The sequence below is a fragment of the Pantoea sp. NGS-ED-1003 genome (genome assembly GCF_000738765.1).
Lineage (GTDB): Bacteria > Pseudomonadota > Gammaproteobacteria > Enterobacterales > Enterobacteriaceae > Pantoea > Pantoea septica.
In genome coordinates this window covers 17,772-32,640 of record NZ_JPQA01000013.1, presented here as the reverse complement: position 1 = coordinate 32,640, position 14,869 = coordinate 17,772, and the positions used below count along the sequence as shown (strand labels likewise).

11 protein-coding genes and 1 pseudogene are annotated in these 14,869 nt (G+C 60.4%); 8 read left to right on the top strand and 4 right to left on the bottom strand.

Annotated elements, in window-relative coordinates:
* Positions 1 to 2 precede the first annotated feature (2 nt).
* Positions 3 to 2,405: a maltodextrin phosphorylase gene (malP, locus tag JS46_RS21330; RefSeq protein WP_033755637.1), complete on the bottom strand. Its 2,403-nt coding sequence runs from the start codon at positions 2,403 to 2,405 to the stop codon at positions 3 to 5.
* A 281-nt stretch (positions 2,406 to 2,686) separates the two neighbouring features.
* On the opposite strand from malP, the gene malT reads away from it, so the two are divergent.
* Entirely contained in the window at positions 2,687 to 5,389 is a 2,703-nt protein-coding gene (gene malT, locus JS46_RS21325; RefSeq protein ID WP_033755635.1) for an HTH-type transcriptional regulator MalT, read from the top strand.
* Positions 5,390 to 5,562: 173 nt separating this feature from the next.
* Here malT and JS46_RS21320 read toward each other — a convergent pair whose 3' ends face one another.
* Positions 5,563 to 6,993, bottom strand: a complete 1,431-nt coding sequence (locus JS46_RS21320; protein ID WP_033755633.1) for a cytosine permease — start codon at positions 6,991 to 6,993, stop codon at positions 5,563 to 5,565.
* Between the two features lie 310 nt (positions 6,994 to 7,303).
* On the opposite strand from JS46_RS21320, the gene rluF reads away from it, so the two are divergent.
* The 3 genes from rluF (at position 7,304) to JS46_RS21305 (ending at position 9,974) form a co-directional block, all read left to right on the top strand.
* Positions 7,304 to 8,179: a 23S rRNA pseudouridine(2604) synthase RluF gene (gene rluF, locus JS46_RS21315; RefSeq protein ID WP_033755631.1), complete on the top strand. Its 876-nt coding sequence runs from the start codon at positions 7,304 to 7,306 to the stop codon at positions 8,177 to 8,179.
* A 409-nt stretch (positions 8,180 to 8,588) separates the two neighbouring features.
* A complete protein-coding gene (locus tag JS46_RS21310) occupies positions 8,589 to 9,194 on the top strand; it encodes a TetR/AcrR family transcriptional regulator (RefSeq protein WP_033755629.1) in 606 nt (201 codons plus the stop codon).
* Positions 9,195 to 9,293: 99 nt separating this feature from the next.
* Positions 9,294 to 9,974: a type 1 glutamine amidotransferase domain-containing protein gene (locus tag JS46_RS21305; RefSeq protein WP_033755628.1), complete on the top strand. Its 681-nt coding sequence runs from the start codon at positions 9,294 to 9,296 to the stop codon at positions 9,972 to 9,974.
* 85 nt (positions 9,975 to 10,059) lie between these two features.
* Here the strand turns inward: JS46_RS21305 and JS46_RS21300 are convergent, their stop codons facing one another.
* Positions 10,060 to 10,809: a DeoR/GlpR family DNA-binding transcription regulator gene (locus tag JS46_RS21300; protein ID WP_033755627.1), complete on the bottom strand. Its 750-nt coding sequence runs from the start codon at positions 10,807 to 10,809 to the stop codon at positions 10,060 to 10,062.
* Positions 10,810 to 10,890: 81 nt separating this feature from the next.
* On the opposite strand from JS46_RS21300, the gene JS46_RS21295 reads away from it, so the two are divergent.
* Both JS46_RS21295 and JS46_RS21290 read left to right on the top strand, forming a co-directional pair.
* A complete protein-coding gene (locus JS46_RS21295; protein WP_033755625.1) occupies positions 10,891 to 11,481 on the top strand; it encodes an NUDIX domain-containing protein in 591 nt (196 codons plus the stop codon).
* Positions 11,478 to 11,837, top strand: a complete 360-nt coding sequence (locus JS46_RS21290) for an NUDIX hydrolase (protein WP_033755623.1) — start codon at positions 11,478 to 11,480, stop codon at positions 11,835 to 11,837. Before JS46_RS21295 ends, JS46_RS21290 begins: the two co-directional genes overlap by 4 nt.
* Positions 11,838 to 11,910: 73 nt before the next feature.
* On the opposite strand, the gene JS46_RS21285 is transcribed toward JS46_RS21290, so the two are convergent.
* A complete protein-coding gene (locus tag JS46_RS21285) occupies positions 11,911 to 12,837 on the bottom strand; it encodes an Rpn family recombination-promoting nuclease/putative transposase (RefSeq protein ID WP_033755621.1) in 927 nt (308 codons plus the stop codon).
* 183 nt (positions 12,838 to 13,020) lie between these two features.
* Here JS46_RS21285 and JS46_RS21280 point away from each other — a divergent pair, with 183 nt between their 5' ends.
* Positions 13,021 to 13,584 carry a peroxiredoxin gene (locus JS46_RS21280; protein ID WP_033755619.1) on the top strand — a complete coding sequence of 188 codons (564 nt, stop codon included), beginning with the start codon at positions 13,021 to 13,023 and terminating at the stop codon, positions 13,582 to 13,584.
* A gap of 23 nt (positions 13,585 to 13,607) precedes the next feature.
* Positions 13,608 to 14,846, top strand: a pseudogene (locus JS46_RS22990) (protein-disulfide reductase DsbD family protein).
* The last annotated feature ends 23 nt before the right edge of the window (positions 14,847 to 14,869 follow it).

Genomic DNA, 14,869 nt, shown 5'->3' with positions numbered 1-14,869 from the left:
CCTCAGCGCGCGGCCTGCCAGATACGTTGCTGATAATCGCGGATGGCGCGGTCGGCGCTGAACATGCCGCAGCGCGCGGTGTTCAGGATCGCGGCGCGCGTCCAGGCGTCCGGATCGGCCCACAGCGCTTCGACCTGCTGCTGGGCGTTGAGATAGTGGCGGAAATCGGCCAGCACCAGGTAGGGATCGCCGCCCGTCGGGCCCAGGCTGCGCACCAGCGCGTCGAAGGCCGTCGTGTCACCGTCGCTAAAGGTGCCGTCCTCCAGCGCGGTCAGCGCCCGATCCAGCTGCGGATCTTTTTTGCGCCAGGTCGCCGGCGCGTAGCCCGCCTGCTTCAGCGCAGTCACCTGCTCGACGGTATGGCCGAAAATAAAGATATTCTCCTCGCCGACCTGCTGGGCGATCTCCACGTTCGCGCCGTCCAGGGTGCCAATCGTCAGCGCGCCGTTAAGCGCCAGCTTCATGTTGCCGGTTCCGGAAGCCTCTTTGCCCGCCGTCGAGATCTGCTCGGAGAGATCGGCGGCAGGAATGAGCCGCTCCGCCACCGAGACGTTATAGTCGGGAATAAACACGATTTTAAGGCGGTCGCCGACGCGCGGATCGGCGTTAACCACGGCCGCCACCTTGTTAATGGCGTAAATGATATTTTTCGCCAGCGCGTAGCCCGGCGCCGCTTTGGCGCCGAACAGCATCACGCGCGGCGTCAGATTCGCCTGCGGATCGCTGACCAGCGTTTGCCACAGGGCGATGATATGCAGCAGCATCAGATGCTGGCGCTTATATTCGTGGAGGCGCTTGATCTGCACGTCGAACAAGGCGTCAGGCTGAACGCGGATGCCGGTCTTTTCGGCGATCCAGCGCGTTAACGCCGCCTTGTTCTGCTGCTTGATGGCGCGATACTCCGCGCGAAACGCGGCGTCGTCCGCCAGCGGCGCCAGGTCGCTGAGCGCATCCAGATCGTTAACCCAGGGGCGCGACAGCGTATTGTCGATCAGCGTGGCCAGCGCCGGATTGCACTGCTGGATCCAGCGACGCGGCGTAATGCCGTTAGTGACGTTGTGAAACTTCTCCGGCCACAGCGCGTGGTATTCCGGGAAGAGATCCTGTACCACCAGCCGGGAGTGCAGCGCCGCCACGCCGTTGACCGCAAAACCGCTGACCACGCAGAGGTTAGCCATGCGCAGCTGCTGATTGTGCACCACCGCCAGCTTCGCCCAGATCGCCTCATTGCCGGGCCAGCGCGCCTCGACCTCTTTTTTGAGCTGCGCGTTCAGCGTATTGATAATCATCATATGGCGCGGCAGCAGCGCGCGTACCAGACGCAGGTTCCAGCACTCCAGCGCCTCCGGCATCAGCGTATGGTTGGTGTAGGCGAAGGTGCGCTGCGTAATGCGCCACGCCCGATCCCAGGAGAGCTGATGCTCGTCGATCAGCAGGCGCAGCAGCTCCGGGATCGCCAGCGTTGGATGGGTATCGTTGAGCTGGATCACTTCATAGTCGGGCAGCGTCTCGATGGCGCGGCCAGCCTGATGGTGACGACGCAGGATGTCGGCCAGCGTGCAGGCGCACTGAAAATATTGCTGCATCAGGCGCAGCTTTTTCCCGGCCTGGTGATTGTCGTTGGGGTAGAGCACCTTCGTCAGCTTCTCCGCATCGATGCCCTGCTGTTCGGCGCGCAGGAAATCGCCGTCGTTGAAGCGCTGCAGGTTGAACGGACGCGCGTGTTTCGCCTGCCAGAGGCGCAGCGGCTGGGTGACGCCGTTGCCATAGCCGACGACGGGCAGATCCCAGGCCTCGCCCTGCAGCAGGAAAGCGGGCTCCCAGCGCGGGCGCCCCTCTTCCGTCACCACCTTGCCGCCCAGACCGACCTGCACGGTCAGCGCGGCGTTGTGACGAAACCAGGGATAGCGGTCGCGTCCCCAGTCGTCAGGCTGTTCATGCTGCGCGCCTTCGATAAAACGCTGGCGAAACAGGCCATATTGATAGTTCAGGCCGTAGCCGATGGCGGGCTGGCCGGTGGTGGCCATCGCGTCGAGAAAACAGGCCGCCAGCCGTCCCAGGCCGCCGTTGCCGAGCGCCGGATCGGTCTCGCGCTCCAGCACGTCGCTCAGGGCGATGTCCCAGGCGGCGAGCGCGTCGGCGACCGCCTGATACCAGCCCAGGTTGAGCAGGTTATTTCCCGTCAGCCGGCCGGTGAGAAACTCCATGGAGAGATAGTTAACGTGGCGCTGCGACCCGGATGCGGGCTGCGCAGGCAGTTCGGCCAGTAGTTCGGCCAGCGCGCCGCTCAGCGCCTGCCACCACTGCTGTTGCGTCATCTCCTGCGCGTCGCGCAGGCCGAAGCGTTGCCACTGCCGCGTGAGTGCGGCGGTAAAGCGGGCGTGATCGAAGGGTTGCGAATTCATGTCGTGTGCTTCCTGTCAGAACGAAAAGGGATTGCCTGCCAGTTTGCCTGCCGCCTTTCGGGCGCTCCTCCTCCTGCATGAAATTCAGCAGGGAGGATAACGAGGGCGGAGAGGCCAGGGTAAATCTGAAAGCGGCGCAGGAGTGTGATTGCACTCGCTTTTGTTAAGCCTGCCTTACAGGTTCGCTTGCATTCAGCTAACGGATCAGTGAACGTGTATGAAGATTAATTACGAAGCGTAAAAAAATGATGCGCTGAACGTTAATGGAGAAGCGTGCGCCCATGTTAATTCCCTCGAAGCTCAGTCGTCCCGTACGCCTTGAAAGCACCGTCACGCGCGATCGCCTGCTGCAAAAGCTGGGCGCAGCGGGCAATTACCGGCTGGTGTTGATTACCAGCCCTGCGGGCTACGGCAAAACCACGCTGGTCTCGCAGTGGGCGGCGGATAGAAAGGATCTGGGCTGGTATTCATTAGACGAGGGCGACAATCAGCCGGAGCGCTTCGCCGACTATCTTATCGCGGCGCTGCAGCAGGCGACGCAGGGCGGCTGCAGCCGCAGCGAAACGCTGGCGCAGAAGCGGCAGTACGTCAACCTCAACGCGCTTTTCGCGCAGCTGTTTATCGAGCTGGCCGACTGGCGGCAGCCGCTGTGGCTGATCGTGGATGACTATCACCACATCGCCAACCCCGCCATTCATGAGGCGATGCGCTTTTTCCTGCGCCATCAGCCCGACAACCTGACGCTGGTCGTGCTGTCGCGCAATCTGCCGCAGCTCGGCATCGCCAATCTGCGCGTGCGCGAACAGCTGCTGGAGCTGGGCAGCCAGCAGCTGGCGTTTACCCATCACGAGGCGAAACAGTTTTTTGACTGTCGCCTGAGCGCGCCGCTCGCCTCTGAAGAGAGCGGGCGCCTGTGCGACGACGTGGCGGGCTGGGCGACGGCGCTTCAGCTGATCGCTATCTCCGCGCGTCAGGGCGCCGGCTCGGCGCAGAACTCCGCGCGGCGGCTCTCCGGCATCAACGCCAGCCACCTTGCCGACTATCTGGTGGAGGAGGTGCTGGACAATATCGACGACGCGACGCGTCATTTCCTGCTGAAAACCGCGCTGCTACGCTCGATGAATGACGCGCTGGTCGCCTGCGTGACCGGCGAGGCGAATGGGCGCATGCGGCTGGAGGAGATTGAGCGGCGAGGGCTCTTCCTGCAGCGTATGGATGATTCGGGCCAGTGGTTCAGCTATCACCCGCTGTTTGGATCGTTTTTGCGCCAGCGTTGTCAGTGGGAGCTGGCAGCCGAGCTGCCCGCGGTGCATCGCGCAGCCGCGCAAAGCTGGATGGCGCAGGGATTCCCCGGCGAAGCGATCCATCATGCGCTCGCCTCAGGCGACGTCGAGATGCTGCGCAACGTGCTGCTGGCGCACGCCTGGACGCTGTTCAACCAGAGCGAGCTGGCGCTGCTGGAGAACTCGCTGAGCGCGCTTCCCTGGGCGACGCTGGTGAATAATCCACGCCTGGTGCTGCTACAGGCCTGGCTGATGCAGAGCCAGCATCGCTTTTCCGAGGTTAACCGCCTGCTGGCGAAGTTCGAGCAGGCGTGCAGCTGCGAGATCGACGCCGCGCTTCAGGGCGAATTCAACGCCGTGCGTGCGCAGGTGGCGATCAACGACGGCAACACCGAAGAGGCGGAGCAGCTTGCCCGCCTGGCGCTGGAAGCCCTGCCGGAAAGCCGCCGCTACAGCCGCATCGTCGCCACCTCGGTGCATGGCGAAGTGATGCACTGCAAAGGCGAGCTGGCGAGTTCGCTGGCGCTGATGCGCCAGACCGAGCAGATGGCGCGCCGCGATGAAACCTGGCACTACGCGCTCTGGAGCCTGATCCAGCAAAGCGAAATTCTTTTCGCGCAGGGATTTCTGCAGGCCGCCTGGGAGATTCAGGAGAAAGCGTTCGTGCTGGTTGGCGAGCAGCATCTGGCGCAGTTTCCGCTGCACGAGTTTCTGCTGCGCATTCGCGCCCAGCTGATGTGGGCGTGGGGCCGGCTGGATGAGGCGGAGCAGGCGGCGCGCGAAGGTATGAAAGTGTTGAAGGGCTACCCGCCGCAGCAGCAGATCCAGTGTCTGGGCCTGCTGGTGCAGTGCTCGCTGGCGCGCGGCAATCTGGATAACGCGCGCAGCTACCTGAACCGTCTGGAGAATCTGCTCAACAACGGCAGCCTGCACAGCGACTGGATCGCTAACGCCGACAAGGTGAGGGTGATCTACTGGCAGATGACGGGCGACGTGCAGAGCGCCAGCCACTGGATGCGGCACACCGCGAAGCCCGCCTTCGCCAATAACCACTTCCTGCAGGGGCAGTGGCGCAATATCGCGCGGGCGCAGATCCTGCAGGGCGATCTCAGCCAGGCGGAAGTGGTGCTGGAAGAGCTCAACGAAAACGCGCGCGCGCTGCGTCTGATGAGCGATATGAACCGCAACCTGCTGCTGCTCAATCAGATCTACTGGCAGACCGGACGCAAAGCCGAAGCGCAGCGCGCGCTCATCGAGGCGCTGAAGCTGGCGCGCGGCACCGGCTTTATCAGCCATTTCGTGATCGAAGGCGAGATCATGGCGCAGCAGCTGCGCCAGCTTATCCAGCTTAACGCGCTGGAAGAGCTGGATAATCATCGCGCGCGCCGTATCCTGAATGAAATTAACAAATACCATCGCCATAAGTTCGCCCATTTCGACGAGGGATTCGTCAGCCGACTGCTGAATCATCCCGACGTGCCGGAGCTGATCCGCACCAGCCCGCTGACGCAGCGCGAATGGCAGGTGCTGGGCCTGATCTACTCCGGCTACAGCAACGACCAGATCGCCGGGGAGCTGGATGTGGCCGCCACCACCATTAAAACCCATATCCGCAACCTCTATCAGAAGCTGGGCGTCTCGCATCGCGCCGAGGCGATGCATCAGGCGCAGTCGATGCTGAAGCTGATGGGATATGTGTGAAGTTGCCCGCCCTGTGCTCGAGCGCGATAGCCTCATGAAAATGTCCGGTATTTCCGGAAAGGGTCTGGCACAAATCCGCCACTGAGGCTCTTTCCCGCCAGCCTGCGGCCAGAAATGCCCCCCTCACAGCCCCCCCCTTTTTTACGGCTGTGAGAGGGGCACACCGCTTTTACTCACTGTACCGGATAGCGCGTCGCGCTCAGCGCACCGCGGCGGTCGAAACGCCGCATCCCCAGCCACAGCAGCGCCGTAGCGAACCAGCCGATAACCCACGAGACGTCATTCCCGGCGAAAATCCAGGTCAGCGAGCCGTGGTGCAGCGGATTATCGATAAAGGGCAGCTGGATCAGCACGCCGATAAAATAGGTGGCGATGCCCGGCCAGTTCCAGCGGCCGTAGCGCCCGTCCGGCTGCGACAGCGCGGGAATGTCGATATGGCCTTTGGTAATAAGGTAAAAATCGGTCAGGCTGATGGCGCTCCAGGGCACGAAAAAGGCCAGCAGGAACAGCAGAAAGTGGGTGAACGATTTAAGAAAAGCGGGCTCACTGATCAGCGCGATACCGCAGGAGATCGCCACCATCAGCACCACGAACCCAATCCGTCCGCCCCGGCTCAGGGAGGTTTGCCGGCTGAAGCCGGAGACGATGGTGGTCAGCGACATAAAGCTGCCGTAGGCGTTCAGCGTGGTAAAGGTGATCTTGCCGAAGCAAATGGCAAAATAGATCACCATCGCCATGGTGGCGCTGCTGCCTAAGCCAACGATATAGCCCACCTCATTGCCGGAGAAGGCGCTGCCCGCGATAGCCGCGACGATAACGCCCAGCGTCATCGACGCCTGGGTGCCGAACACGGTACCGAAGAACACCGCGCTGAACAGACGTTTCGCGGAGACCTCCTGCGGCAGGTAGCGCGAATAGTCGGAGACATAGGGGCAAAACGCGATCTGCCATGACGAGGAGAGAGAGACGGCGAGTAAAAAGGTTGAGAAAGCGAAGTGGCGATTCTGCCAGAGCGGCGCTAAATCGTGGGTCGAGAGCAGCGTGACGAACAGATAGAAGAACGCCAGCACGCCGATGACGCTGGCTACTTTGCCCAGCTTATGAATAACGCGATATCCCAGCACCGCAATCACGATAATGATCAGGCTGAACAGGATCATCCCGGCGGCGTTATCAATATGCAGCAGCTTCGCCATCGCCTGACCGGCCAGCACCGTGCCGCTGGCGGAGAAGCCGATATACATAATGCATACCAGCACCAGCGGGATCACCGCGCCGAAGACGCCGAACTGAATGCGGCTGGTGATCATCTGCGGCAGGCCCAGTCGCGGTCCCTGCACGGCGTGCAGCGCCATCACCGCCGCGCCGATGATCTGACCCACGAGCAGGCCGATAATCGACCAGACCACATCGCCGCCCAGCACCACGGCGAGCGCGCCTGTGACGATAGCCGTAATTTGCAGATTGCCGCCGAACCATAGCGTGAACTGGCTGAACGGATGTCCGTGACGTTCGCGGTGAGGAATAAAATCGATCGATCGGGTTTCAGAAAGCCGCCGGCTCTCGCCGTCTGAACGCGCTGATGCAGGAAGTTCCGCTGACATAGGTTCCTCGCCAGGTTGAAGTGTTAATTATTATCTGCCCTTTGTTAACCGTTGCGATGCTACATGTATATACATGTACGGATGTTGTCATGCCGTTTTAAAAGTTACAAGGCGGCGGGTCATTGGAAATTGTGATGGCGCTGGCAAGCCTGGCATGACGAACAGAGAGAAAAGCGCGCAAGAATATGCTACATAAGCGCAGTCTGCCGCCGCGATAAAAACAGCAGATGAGAAGAACGGGCTAACCTGCAGTAAGCGCAGGATTTACCCGCAAGATTATTGTATAGTCCGCGCTTTTTGGAGGTTTCCCTTGCTTAACGCATCCACGCGCCTGAACAAATACATCAGCGAGAGCGGAATCTGTTCGCGCCGCGACGCCGATCGCTACATCGAACAGGGCAACGTGTTTATCAACGGCAAACGCGCTGCCGTCGGCGCGCAGGTCTTTCCGGGTGACAGCGTCAAGGTAAACGGCCAGCTGATTGAGCCCCGCAGCGAAGAAGATCTGGTGTTGATCGCTCTGAACAAGCCGGTCGGTATCATCACCACTATGGAAGAGGGCGAACGCGACAACATTCGCGACTTCGTTAACCACAGCGAGCGCATCTTTCCTATCGGCCGACTGGATAAAGATTCCCAGGGGCTGATCTTCCTCACCAACAATGGCGATCTGGTGAATAAAATCCTGCGCGCGGGCAATAACCACGAGAAAGAGTATGTGGTCACCGTTGATAAGCCGATCACCGACGACTTTATCGCCGGTATGGGCGCAGGCGTGCCGATGCTCGGCACCGTCACTAAAAAATGCAAAGTGGTGAAAGAGTCCACGTTTGTCTTCCGCATTACGCTGGTGCAGGGCCTGAACCGTCAGATCCGCCGCATGTGTAAGCATTTTGGCTTTGAGGTCACGAAGCTGGAGCGCACGCGCATTATGAACGTCAGCCTGAAGGGCATTCCGCTGGGCGAATGGCGCGACCTTACCGACGACGAGCTGGCGGAGCTGTTTAAGCTAATCGAAAACTCCTCTTCGGAAGAGAAGCCCGCAAAGAAAAAGACGCCCGCGAAAAGCAGCGCGGTGAAAAAGCCGGTTATCAGCAGCGCGCCGAAGAAAAGCGAGAAGAGCGACGACCGCGCGGGCAACCGCAAACGCTTTGTCCAGCCAGGACGCAAGAAGAAGGGGCGTTAACGCCCGGGCCATAACGGCGGCAGCGCGTTGATAAGCGGTTCAGGCGATATCGACGCGCTGCCAGTCGGGCTGGACGTCGGCGATCTCAATGCCTGAAAAAGCGCTCTCCGCGAGCGCATTGCAGTCCAGATGAAGATACACCGGCCGTCCAGCACCAGCCGGTCGAGGCGAATCCCGCTTCCCGGCCCGGAGAACCGCAGGTCAGCCGGCGCCGGGTATCGCCAGATCGTTGTGATCGCCGGCGCCGCCCTGGCAAACCGTTACGGCTATTTTCTTTTCATCATGCTGCTTCTTTTATCCCGTTGATTAGAAAGCTTTTTAACGCTTTAGCATAATCCATGATAAAGTAGACGCAAAAAAATCGCGCCCGCGTCTAGACGACCGGTCTAATAAAGGCTATTTTGAATTCATGAACACAGTCGCTCACAAGCACAGAGAAGACATCCGCGAACATATCCTGGACACCGGCCAGCGCATTATGGCCAGCAAAGGATACTCGGCTGTCGGTCTCAACGAAATTCTGACGGAAGCAGGCGTGCCGAAAGGCTCGTTCTATCACTACTTCGGTTCGAAAGATGCCTTTGGCGTCGCTATGCTGGAAAGTTACTTTGACGACTATCTGGCGAATATGGACGAGACCCTGAGCCAGCCCAACTGCACGATGCAGCAAAGGCTGATGCACTACTGGCAGCAGTGGCAGGATACGCAATCTTTTCAGGACTGTCAGGGCAAATGCCTGGCCGTCAAGCTGGGCGCCGAAGTGGCCGATCTCTCGGAAGCGATGCGCCATACGCTGGAAAAGGGCACCGCCGGCATCGTGGCGCGCCTGACGGACGCCATTGAGGCGGGCGTAGCGGAAGGGTCGCTGCGCACTGAAGAGAAGCCGGCCGTGGTGGCGGAAACTCTCTATCAGCTCTGGCTCGGCGCCAGCGTGATGGTCAAGATTGTACGCAACAAGCGGCCGTTTGCATCAGCCATGGCGCTGACGCAGCAAATGCTTAACGCTGCCTCCTGACGGGGCGGCAAAAAAGGTCGGCAACGACTTTTTTTATCAGCAAAATCTAGACGACTGGTCTACTATTTAAATGGCAACTTCATTAAGCGGAGAACAGACATGAAAGTATTAATGGTTTTGACCTCGCACGATCGGCTGGGCGACACCGGACGTAAAACGGGTTTCTGGCTGGAAGAGCTGGCCGCGCCTTACTACGCCTTTAAAGACGCCGGCGCCGAAATTACCCTGGCCTCGCCGCAAGGCGGCAACCCGCCGCTGGATCCGAAAAGCAATGAGCCTGATTTCCAGACCGAGCTGACCCATCGCTTCGAGGCGGATGAAGAAGCCAAAGCGCAGCTGGCGTCAACGGTACGCCTGGAGAGCGTTTCCGCCTCCGACTTCGATACGGTGTTCTACCCAGGCGGCCACGGCCCGTTATGGGATCTGGCGGAAGATCAGCACTCCATCGCCCTGATAGAAAGCTTTATTGCCGCTCAAAAACCGGTTGCGCTGGTTTGTCATGCGCCGGGCGTGCTGCGCCATGTGAAAACCGCAGAGGGGCGTCCGCTGGTCGAAGGTAAAAAAGTGACCGGCTTCGCTAACAGCGAAGAAGAGGGCGTCGGCCTGACCAACATCGTGCCTTTCCTGGTAGAGGATGAGCTGATCGCCAAAGGCGGCCTCTATTCCAAAGGCGAAGACTGGGGCTCCTGGGTAGTGCAGGACGGCCTGCTAATCACCGGACAGAACCCGGGCTCATCGGCGGCAACGGCGGCGCAGCTGCTGAAAGCGCTAGCGAAGTAATCGCTTATTCTGCGGCGGCGCACCTTCGCCCCGACGAGGGTGCGCCGGTCGTCTCCTCGCCGTATTCGCCCCAGATGCATCGCCTTTAAATCACTGTAATCTGCTTTTGCGCCAGCAGCCTCTTCATCTCCGCATCCGGCTCGCCGTCGACCACCAGCGTGCTGGCCAGCGTCAAATCGCCGATGGCAAACGCCGAGGCCGAATTCATCTTCTCCTGCGATACCATTACCACGGTTTCCGAGGCGCGCGCCGCCAGCGCCCGTTTAATTCCCGCCTCTTCATAGTCGCCGGTGGTCAATCCTGCGTTCTTATGAACGCCCGTGACGCCCATAAAAAAAAGATCGGCATTGATGCGTGCGATAGCCTCCAGCACCGCTGCACCTACCGCCACGACAGAGTGACGATAGAGCAGTCCGCCAAGCATAATCACCTCGACCTGAGGAGAGTCGACCAGCGCCACGGCAACGCTCGGGCTGTGGGTGACGGCGGTAAACGCCAGATCCGCAGGCAGCTGCCGCACCATCGCTTCGGTGGTGGTGCCGCCGTCGATAATCACGACCTGACCGGGCTGGATAAGTCTGACTGCTTTTTGCGCGATAAGCTGCTTGGAGCCGGTATGCACGTTTTTGCGTGTTTCAAAAGGGGCCACCGCTGCAGATACCGGCAGCGCGCCGCCGTGTACGCGCTGCAGCAATCCTTCCGCCGCCAGCTCGCGAAGATCGCGCCGTATAGAGTCCTCTGAGACGCTAAAGCGCTGGCTCAGCTCGCTGGACATCACCTGTTTTTCCTCGGCGAGTATCGCCAGGATCTGCTGCTTGCGCTGTGAACTCAGCATAAAGAAACGCCTTTGTTTTTTCTTGATGTTGCACGATTATGCATGGTAGCGTGTTTTTTGTCACCTTCCTGAGGAGAAAACATGCAGCCGAACATACGTCACCTGCGCGAGCAGGTGTTATCCGATAACTGGTACACGCTGAAGAAATATACCTTTGAGCAGCAGCGCGCCGATGGCAGCTGGCAAGAGCAGAGCCGTGAAGCCTACGATCGCGGCAACGGCGCGGTCATTCTGCTTTACAACCGCGCGCGTAAAAGCGTGGTGCTGACCCGCCAGTTTCGCCTGCCGGTCTATATCAACGGCCATAGCGGCTATTTAATCGAGGCGGCGGCTGGCCTGCTCGACAACGCCTCGCCCGAAGCGCGCATCCTCGCGGAGGCGGAAGAGGAGACCGGCTTCCGGGTCACGCATGCGGAGAAGGTGCTGGAGGCTTATATGAGCCCCGGATCCGTTACGGAAAAGCTCTACTTTTTCATCGCCGAATACCATGACGACGATCGGCGCGGCAAGGGCGGCGGGCTGGCGGAAGAGGGCGAGGATATCGAAGTGCTGGAGTGGCCTTTCGCCCGCGCGCTGGCGGCGATCCGCAGCGGCGAGATTGAAGATGCCAAGACCATCATCTTGCTGCAGCACCTGGCGCTCAGCGCCGTTTTCGAGGGGGACAGCCAATGATGATTTTGATCGCGGGCCCGGTTCGCAGCGGCACGAACGGCGATCCGGCGTTGATCGATGCCAACCTGGCGAAGATGAACCGCATGGCGCTGGAGGTTTATCAGCGCGGACATACGCCGGTGATCGGCGAGTGGCTAGCGCTGCCGCTCGCGGCGGCCGCAGGATCGGCCCACATCGGCGACGAGATCAGCGAGAGATTTCTCTATCCGGTCGCGCATCGCTTAATCGCCTGCTGCGACGCCATTTTGCGCATGCCGGGCGCGTCGCAGGGCGCCGACAATGACGTGCGCCTTGGCCAATCCCTCGGCCTGACGATCTTCACCTCGCCAGAAAGCCTGCCTGTCATCAAGCCGTAGTAAACAGAGCGAAGCGGGTGACAGCTTAGCCGCCGGAAGGCGCGGCGGCTAAGCGTAATGAGTCAGGCAGGACTTAGTGGCGGATCTGCTGCAGATCTTCTTCGGACAGGCCCGTCACTTTCATCACTGAAGGCACGTCCATACCGTTTTTCAGCAAGTTTCGGGCGATATTGAGGCTGGCTTCACGCTCGCCAAGCTGGCGGCCTTGTTCCAGCCCTTGTTCCAGTCCTTTTTTCAGGCCTATCTGCTCAAGCTGTTGTGCAAGGGTCATCAGTTCATCCTCATGCTGCGGCACGCGCTGTGCCAGTTCACGAATCATCGCTTTCGCGTCCGGCGTTTCGCCGGCCTGAAGCATATAGTTTACCAGCGCCATCACCTGCTGTCCGGTCATAAATTCCGTCAGCATTAGCGTGGCCAGCTGATCGAGCAGTCCTCGAAGATCGCGCTGGCGAATATGCTTTTGCAGCAGGGTCAGGGCCGCCATGCTGCGGTGCTGCATAATCTCTTCATCCGGGATCACGGTCACGTCCACCAGCGGAAAATGTCCGCTATAGAGCGCCGCGGCCCGCTCACGTTCGCTAAACGAATCGAGCCAGTTCATCGAGTAAGGATAAGGGCTGCGCTTGCCCTGGTAAAAAAGTACCGGGATCACCAGCGGCAGGGTTTTATGCCCGGCATCAAGATGACGCTGCATCGCCGCCACGGCATAGCGCATCAGCCGAAACGCCATATGCTTATCCGGCGAGCTCTGATGCTCAATCAGGACGTGCACATAGCCATCCCCGCCGCCGGTTTTCAGCGAGTAAAGCACGTCGCTGTAGTAAGGACGCAGGTCATCCTCGACGAAACTGCCGGATTCCAGCTTCAGCGTCGAGAGATCGCAGATCGCCAGCAGCGCGGGCGGCAGATGCAGCGCCATGAAGTCGCGCGCCGTCTCAGGGTGCGAGAGAAAGGTTTTGAACACCGCGTCGTGCGGGGTCGGCGTACTGTTTTTATGCATCCCGATTCGCCTCATGCGGTCTGAAATCCGTTCGGCGCATAGTATCACAAGGTATCCGCGCCGGTTCAGGAATCGCCCTGCCGCAAAAATATTTTCCGGCAGCGAAACTTTTCCGCAGCGGCTGACGAACCTCTGATTACATCCTCCAGGCATGTCGCCTGATTACCCACGGAGAAGAATGAGATGCCGATGAAAAACAACCTGAAAACGCTGGCGGCCGCCACGCTTCTCGCCCTGAGCCTGCCTGTCGCCTCGGCGTTCGCCGCGCTGCAGGTCGGCGACAAGGCGCCCGATTTCACACTCGACGCGGCGCTGGCCGGTAAAGCGACCACCTTCTCTTTGCAGCAGGCGCTGCAGAAAGGGCCGGTAGTGCTCTATTTCTTTCCGGCGGCCTTCAGCGCGGGCTGCACGCTGGAAGCGCACGATTTCGCCGAGGCGACTGACGAATTCAACAAGCAGGGCGCGACGGTCATTGGCGTGACCGCGGGCAATACCGACCAGATTGCGAAATTCTCGCAGCTCGAGTGCCGCGATAAATTCACCGTTGCGGCCGATCCCGGCGCCAAAGTGGCGGCGGAATACAAAAGCACTATGGATTTTAAAGGGAAAACTTTTTCCGATCGCACCTCTTACGTGATCGCCCCGGACGGCAAAATTCTGCTCAGCTATACCGACAAAAATCCGGATGCGCATATCCAGAAGGCGATGGACGCGGTGAAAAAATATCGTCAGGCCAATCCTGCCTGACCCCTGAACCAGGTGAAATTATCATGCTGACAGCTATCGCCGCCGCGTTTCTCGACGGCCTGATACTCAATCTTATGCCGTGCGTATTCCCGGTGATTTCGCTGAAGGCGCTGAGTTTGATCCGCCATCACGACAAACCGGCGCACGCCCGCGCCGAGGGGCTGGCGTTTTTACTGGGCGTGGTCGTGACGATGCTGGCGCTGGTGGGGGTACTGCTGCTGGCGCGAGCGGGCGGCGCCTCGGTCGGCTGGGGCTTTCAGCTACAGTCGCCGATGGTCATCGCGCTGCTGATTCTGGTGATGCTGGCCTCGGCGCTTAATCTCTTCGGCGTGTTTGAAATTGGGCTTTCCCTGCAGCGGGCAGGCGAGGTGGGCGGCAATCGTGGCGGCTTAGTGGGGTCGGCGTTCACCGGCGCGCTCGCTATCGTCGTGGCGACCCCGTGCAGCGCGCCCTTTATGGCCAGCGCCGTCGGCTATGCGCTGACGCAGCCGCCCGCCGTCAGCCTGGTGATTTTTATCGCGCTGGCGCTCGGATTCGCCGCGCCCTTTACCCTGATCGCCTTCTTCCCGGTACTGGCGCGCGTGCTGCCGGCACCCGGCGCCTGGATGATGACGCTGAAACACGGGCTGGCTTTCCCGATGCTGGGCGCCGTTGGCTGGCTGATTTGGGTGCTGGAACGCCAGGCGGGTTCGGCGGCGCTGGCGGCGATCCTCGGCTGCTGCCTGCTGCTCAGTTTTGCCGCCTGGCTATATGGCATGGCGCAGAAACGCCGTATGATGGGACGTCGCCACTGGGCGCTGCATCTGACGACGGCGGTTTTCCTGCTGTTGCTGGTGCCGCCGCTGATCAATCTGAAAAGCGTTGCCGCGCCTGAAGAGAACGTCGGGAGCGCCGTGGCGGCGGCGGCCGTCGCCTGGTCGCCGCAGAACGTGGATGCGATTAAAGGCCAGGGCAAGCCGGTACTGGTGAACTTTACCGCCTCCTAGTGCATCACCTGCCAGGTTAACGACCGCACCTCTTTGTCGACTCAGGCGGTGAAAGCGGCGATGGCGCGCACCGACACCATCTATATGGTCGCGGACTCCACGAAATATAATCCGGACGTCGAGCAGGCGCTCAGCGATTTCGGGCGAGGCGGGCTGCCGCTCTATGTGGTTTATCCGGCAAACGGCGGAAAACCGCTGGTGCTGCCGCAGGTCCTGACGCCGGGCATCGTTATTTCGGCGCTTGAGCAGGCCGCTGAAAGCGGAAAGAAAACGTGAACGGGTGAATATTGATTAACCTC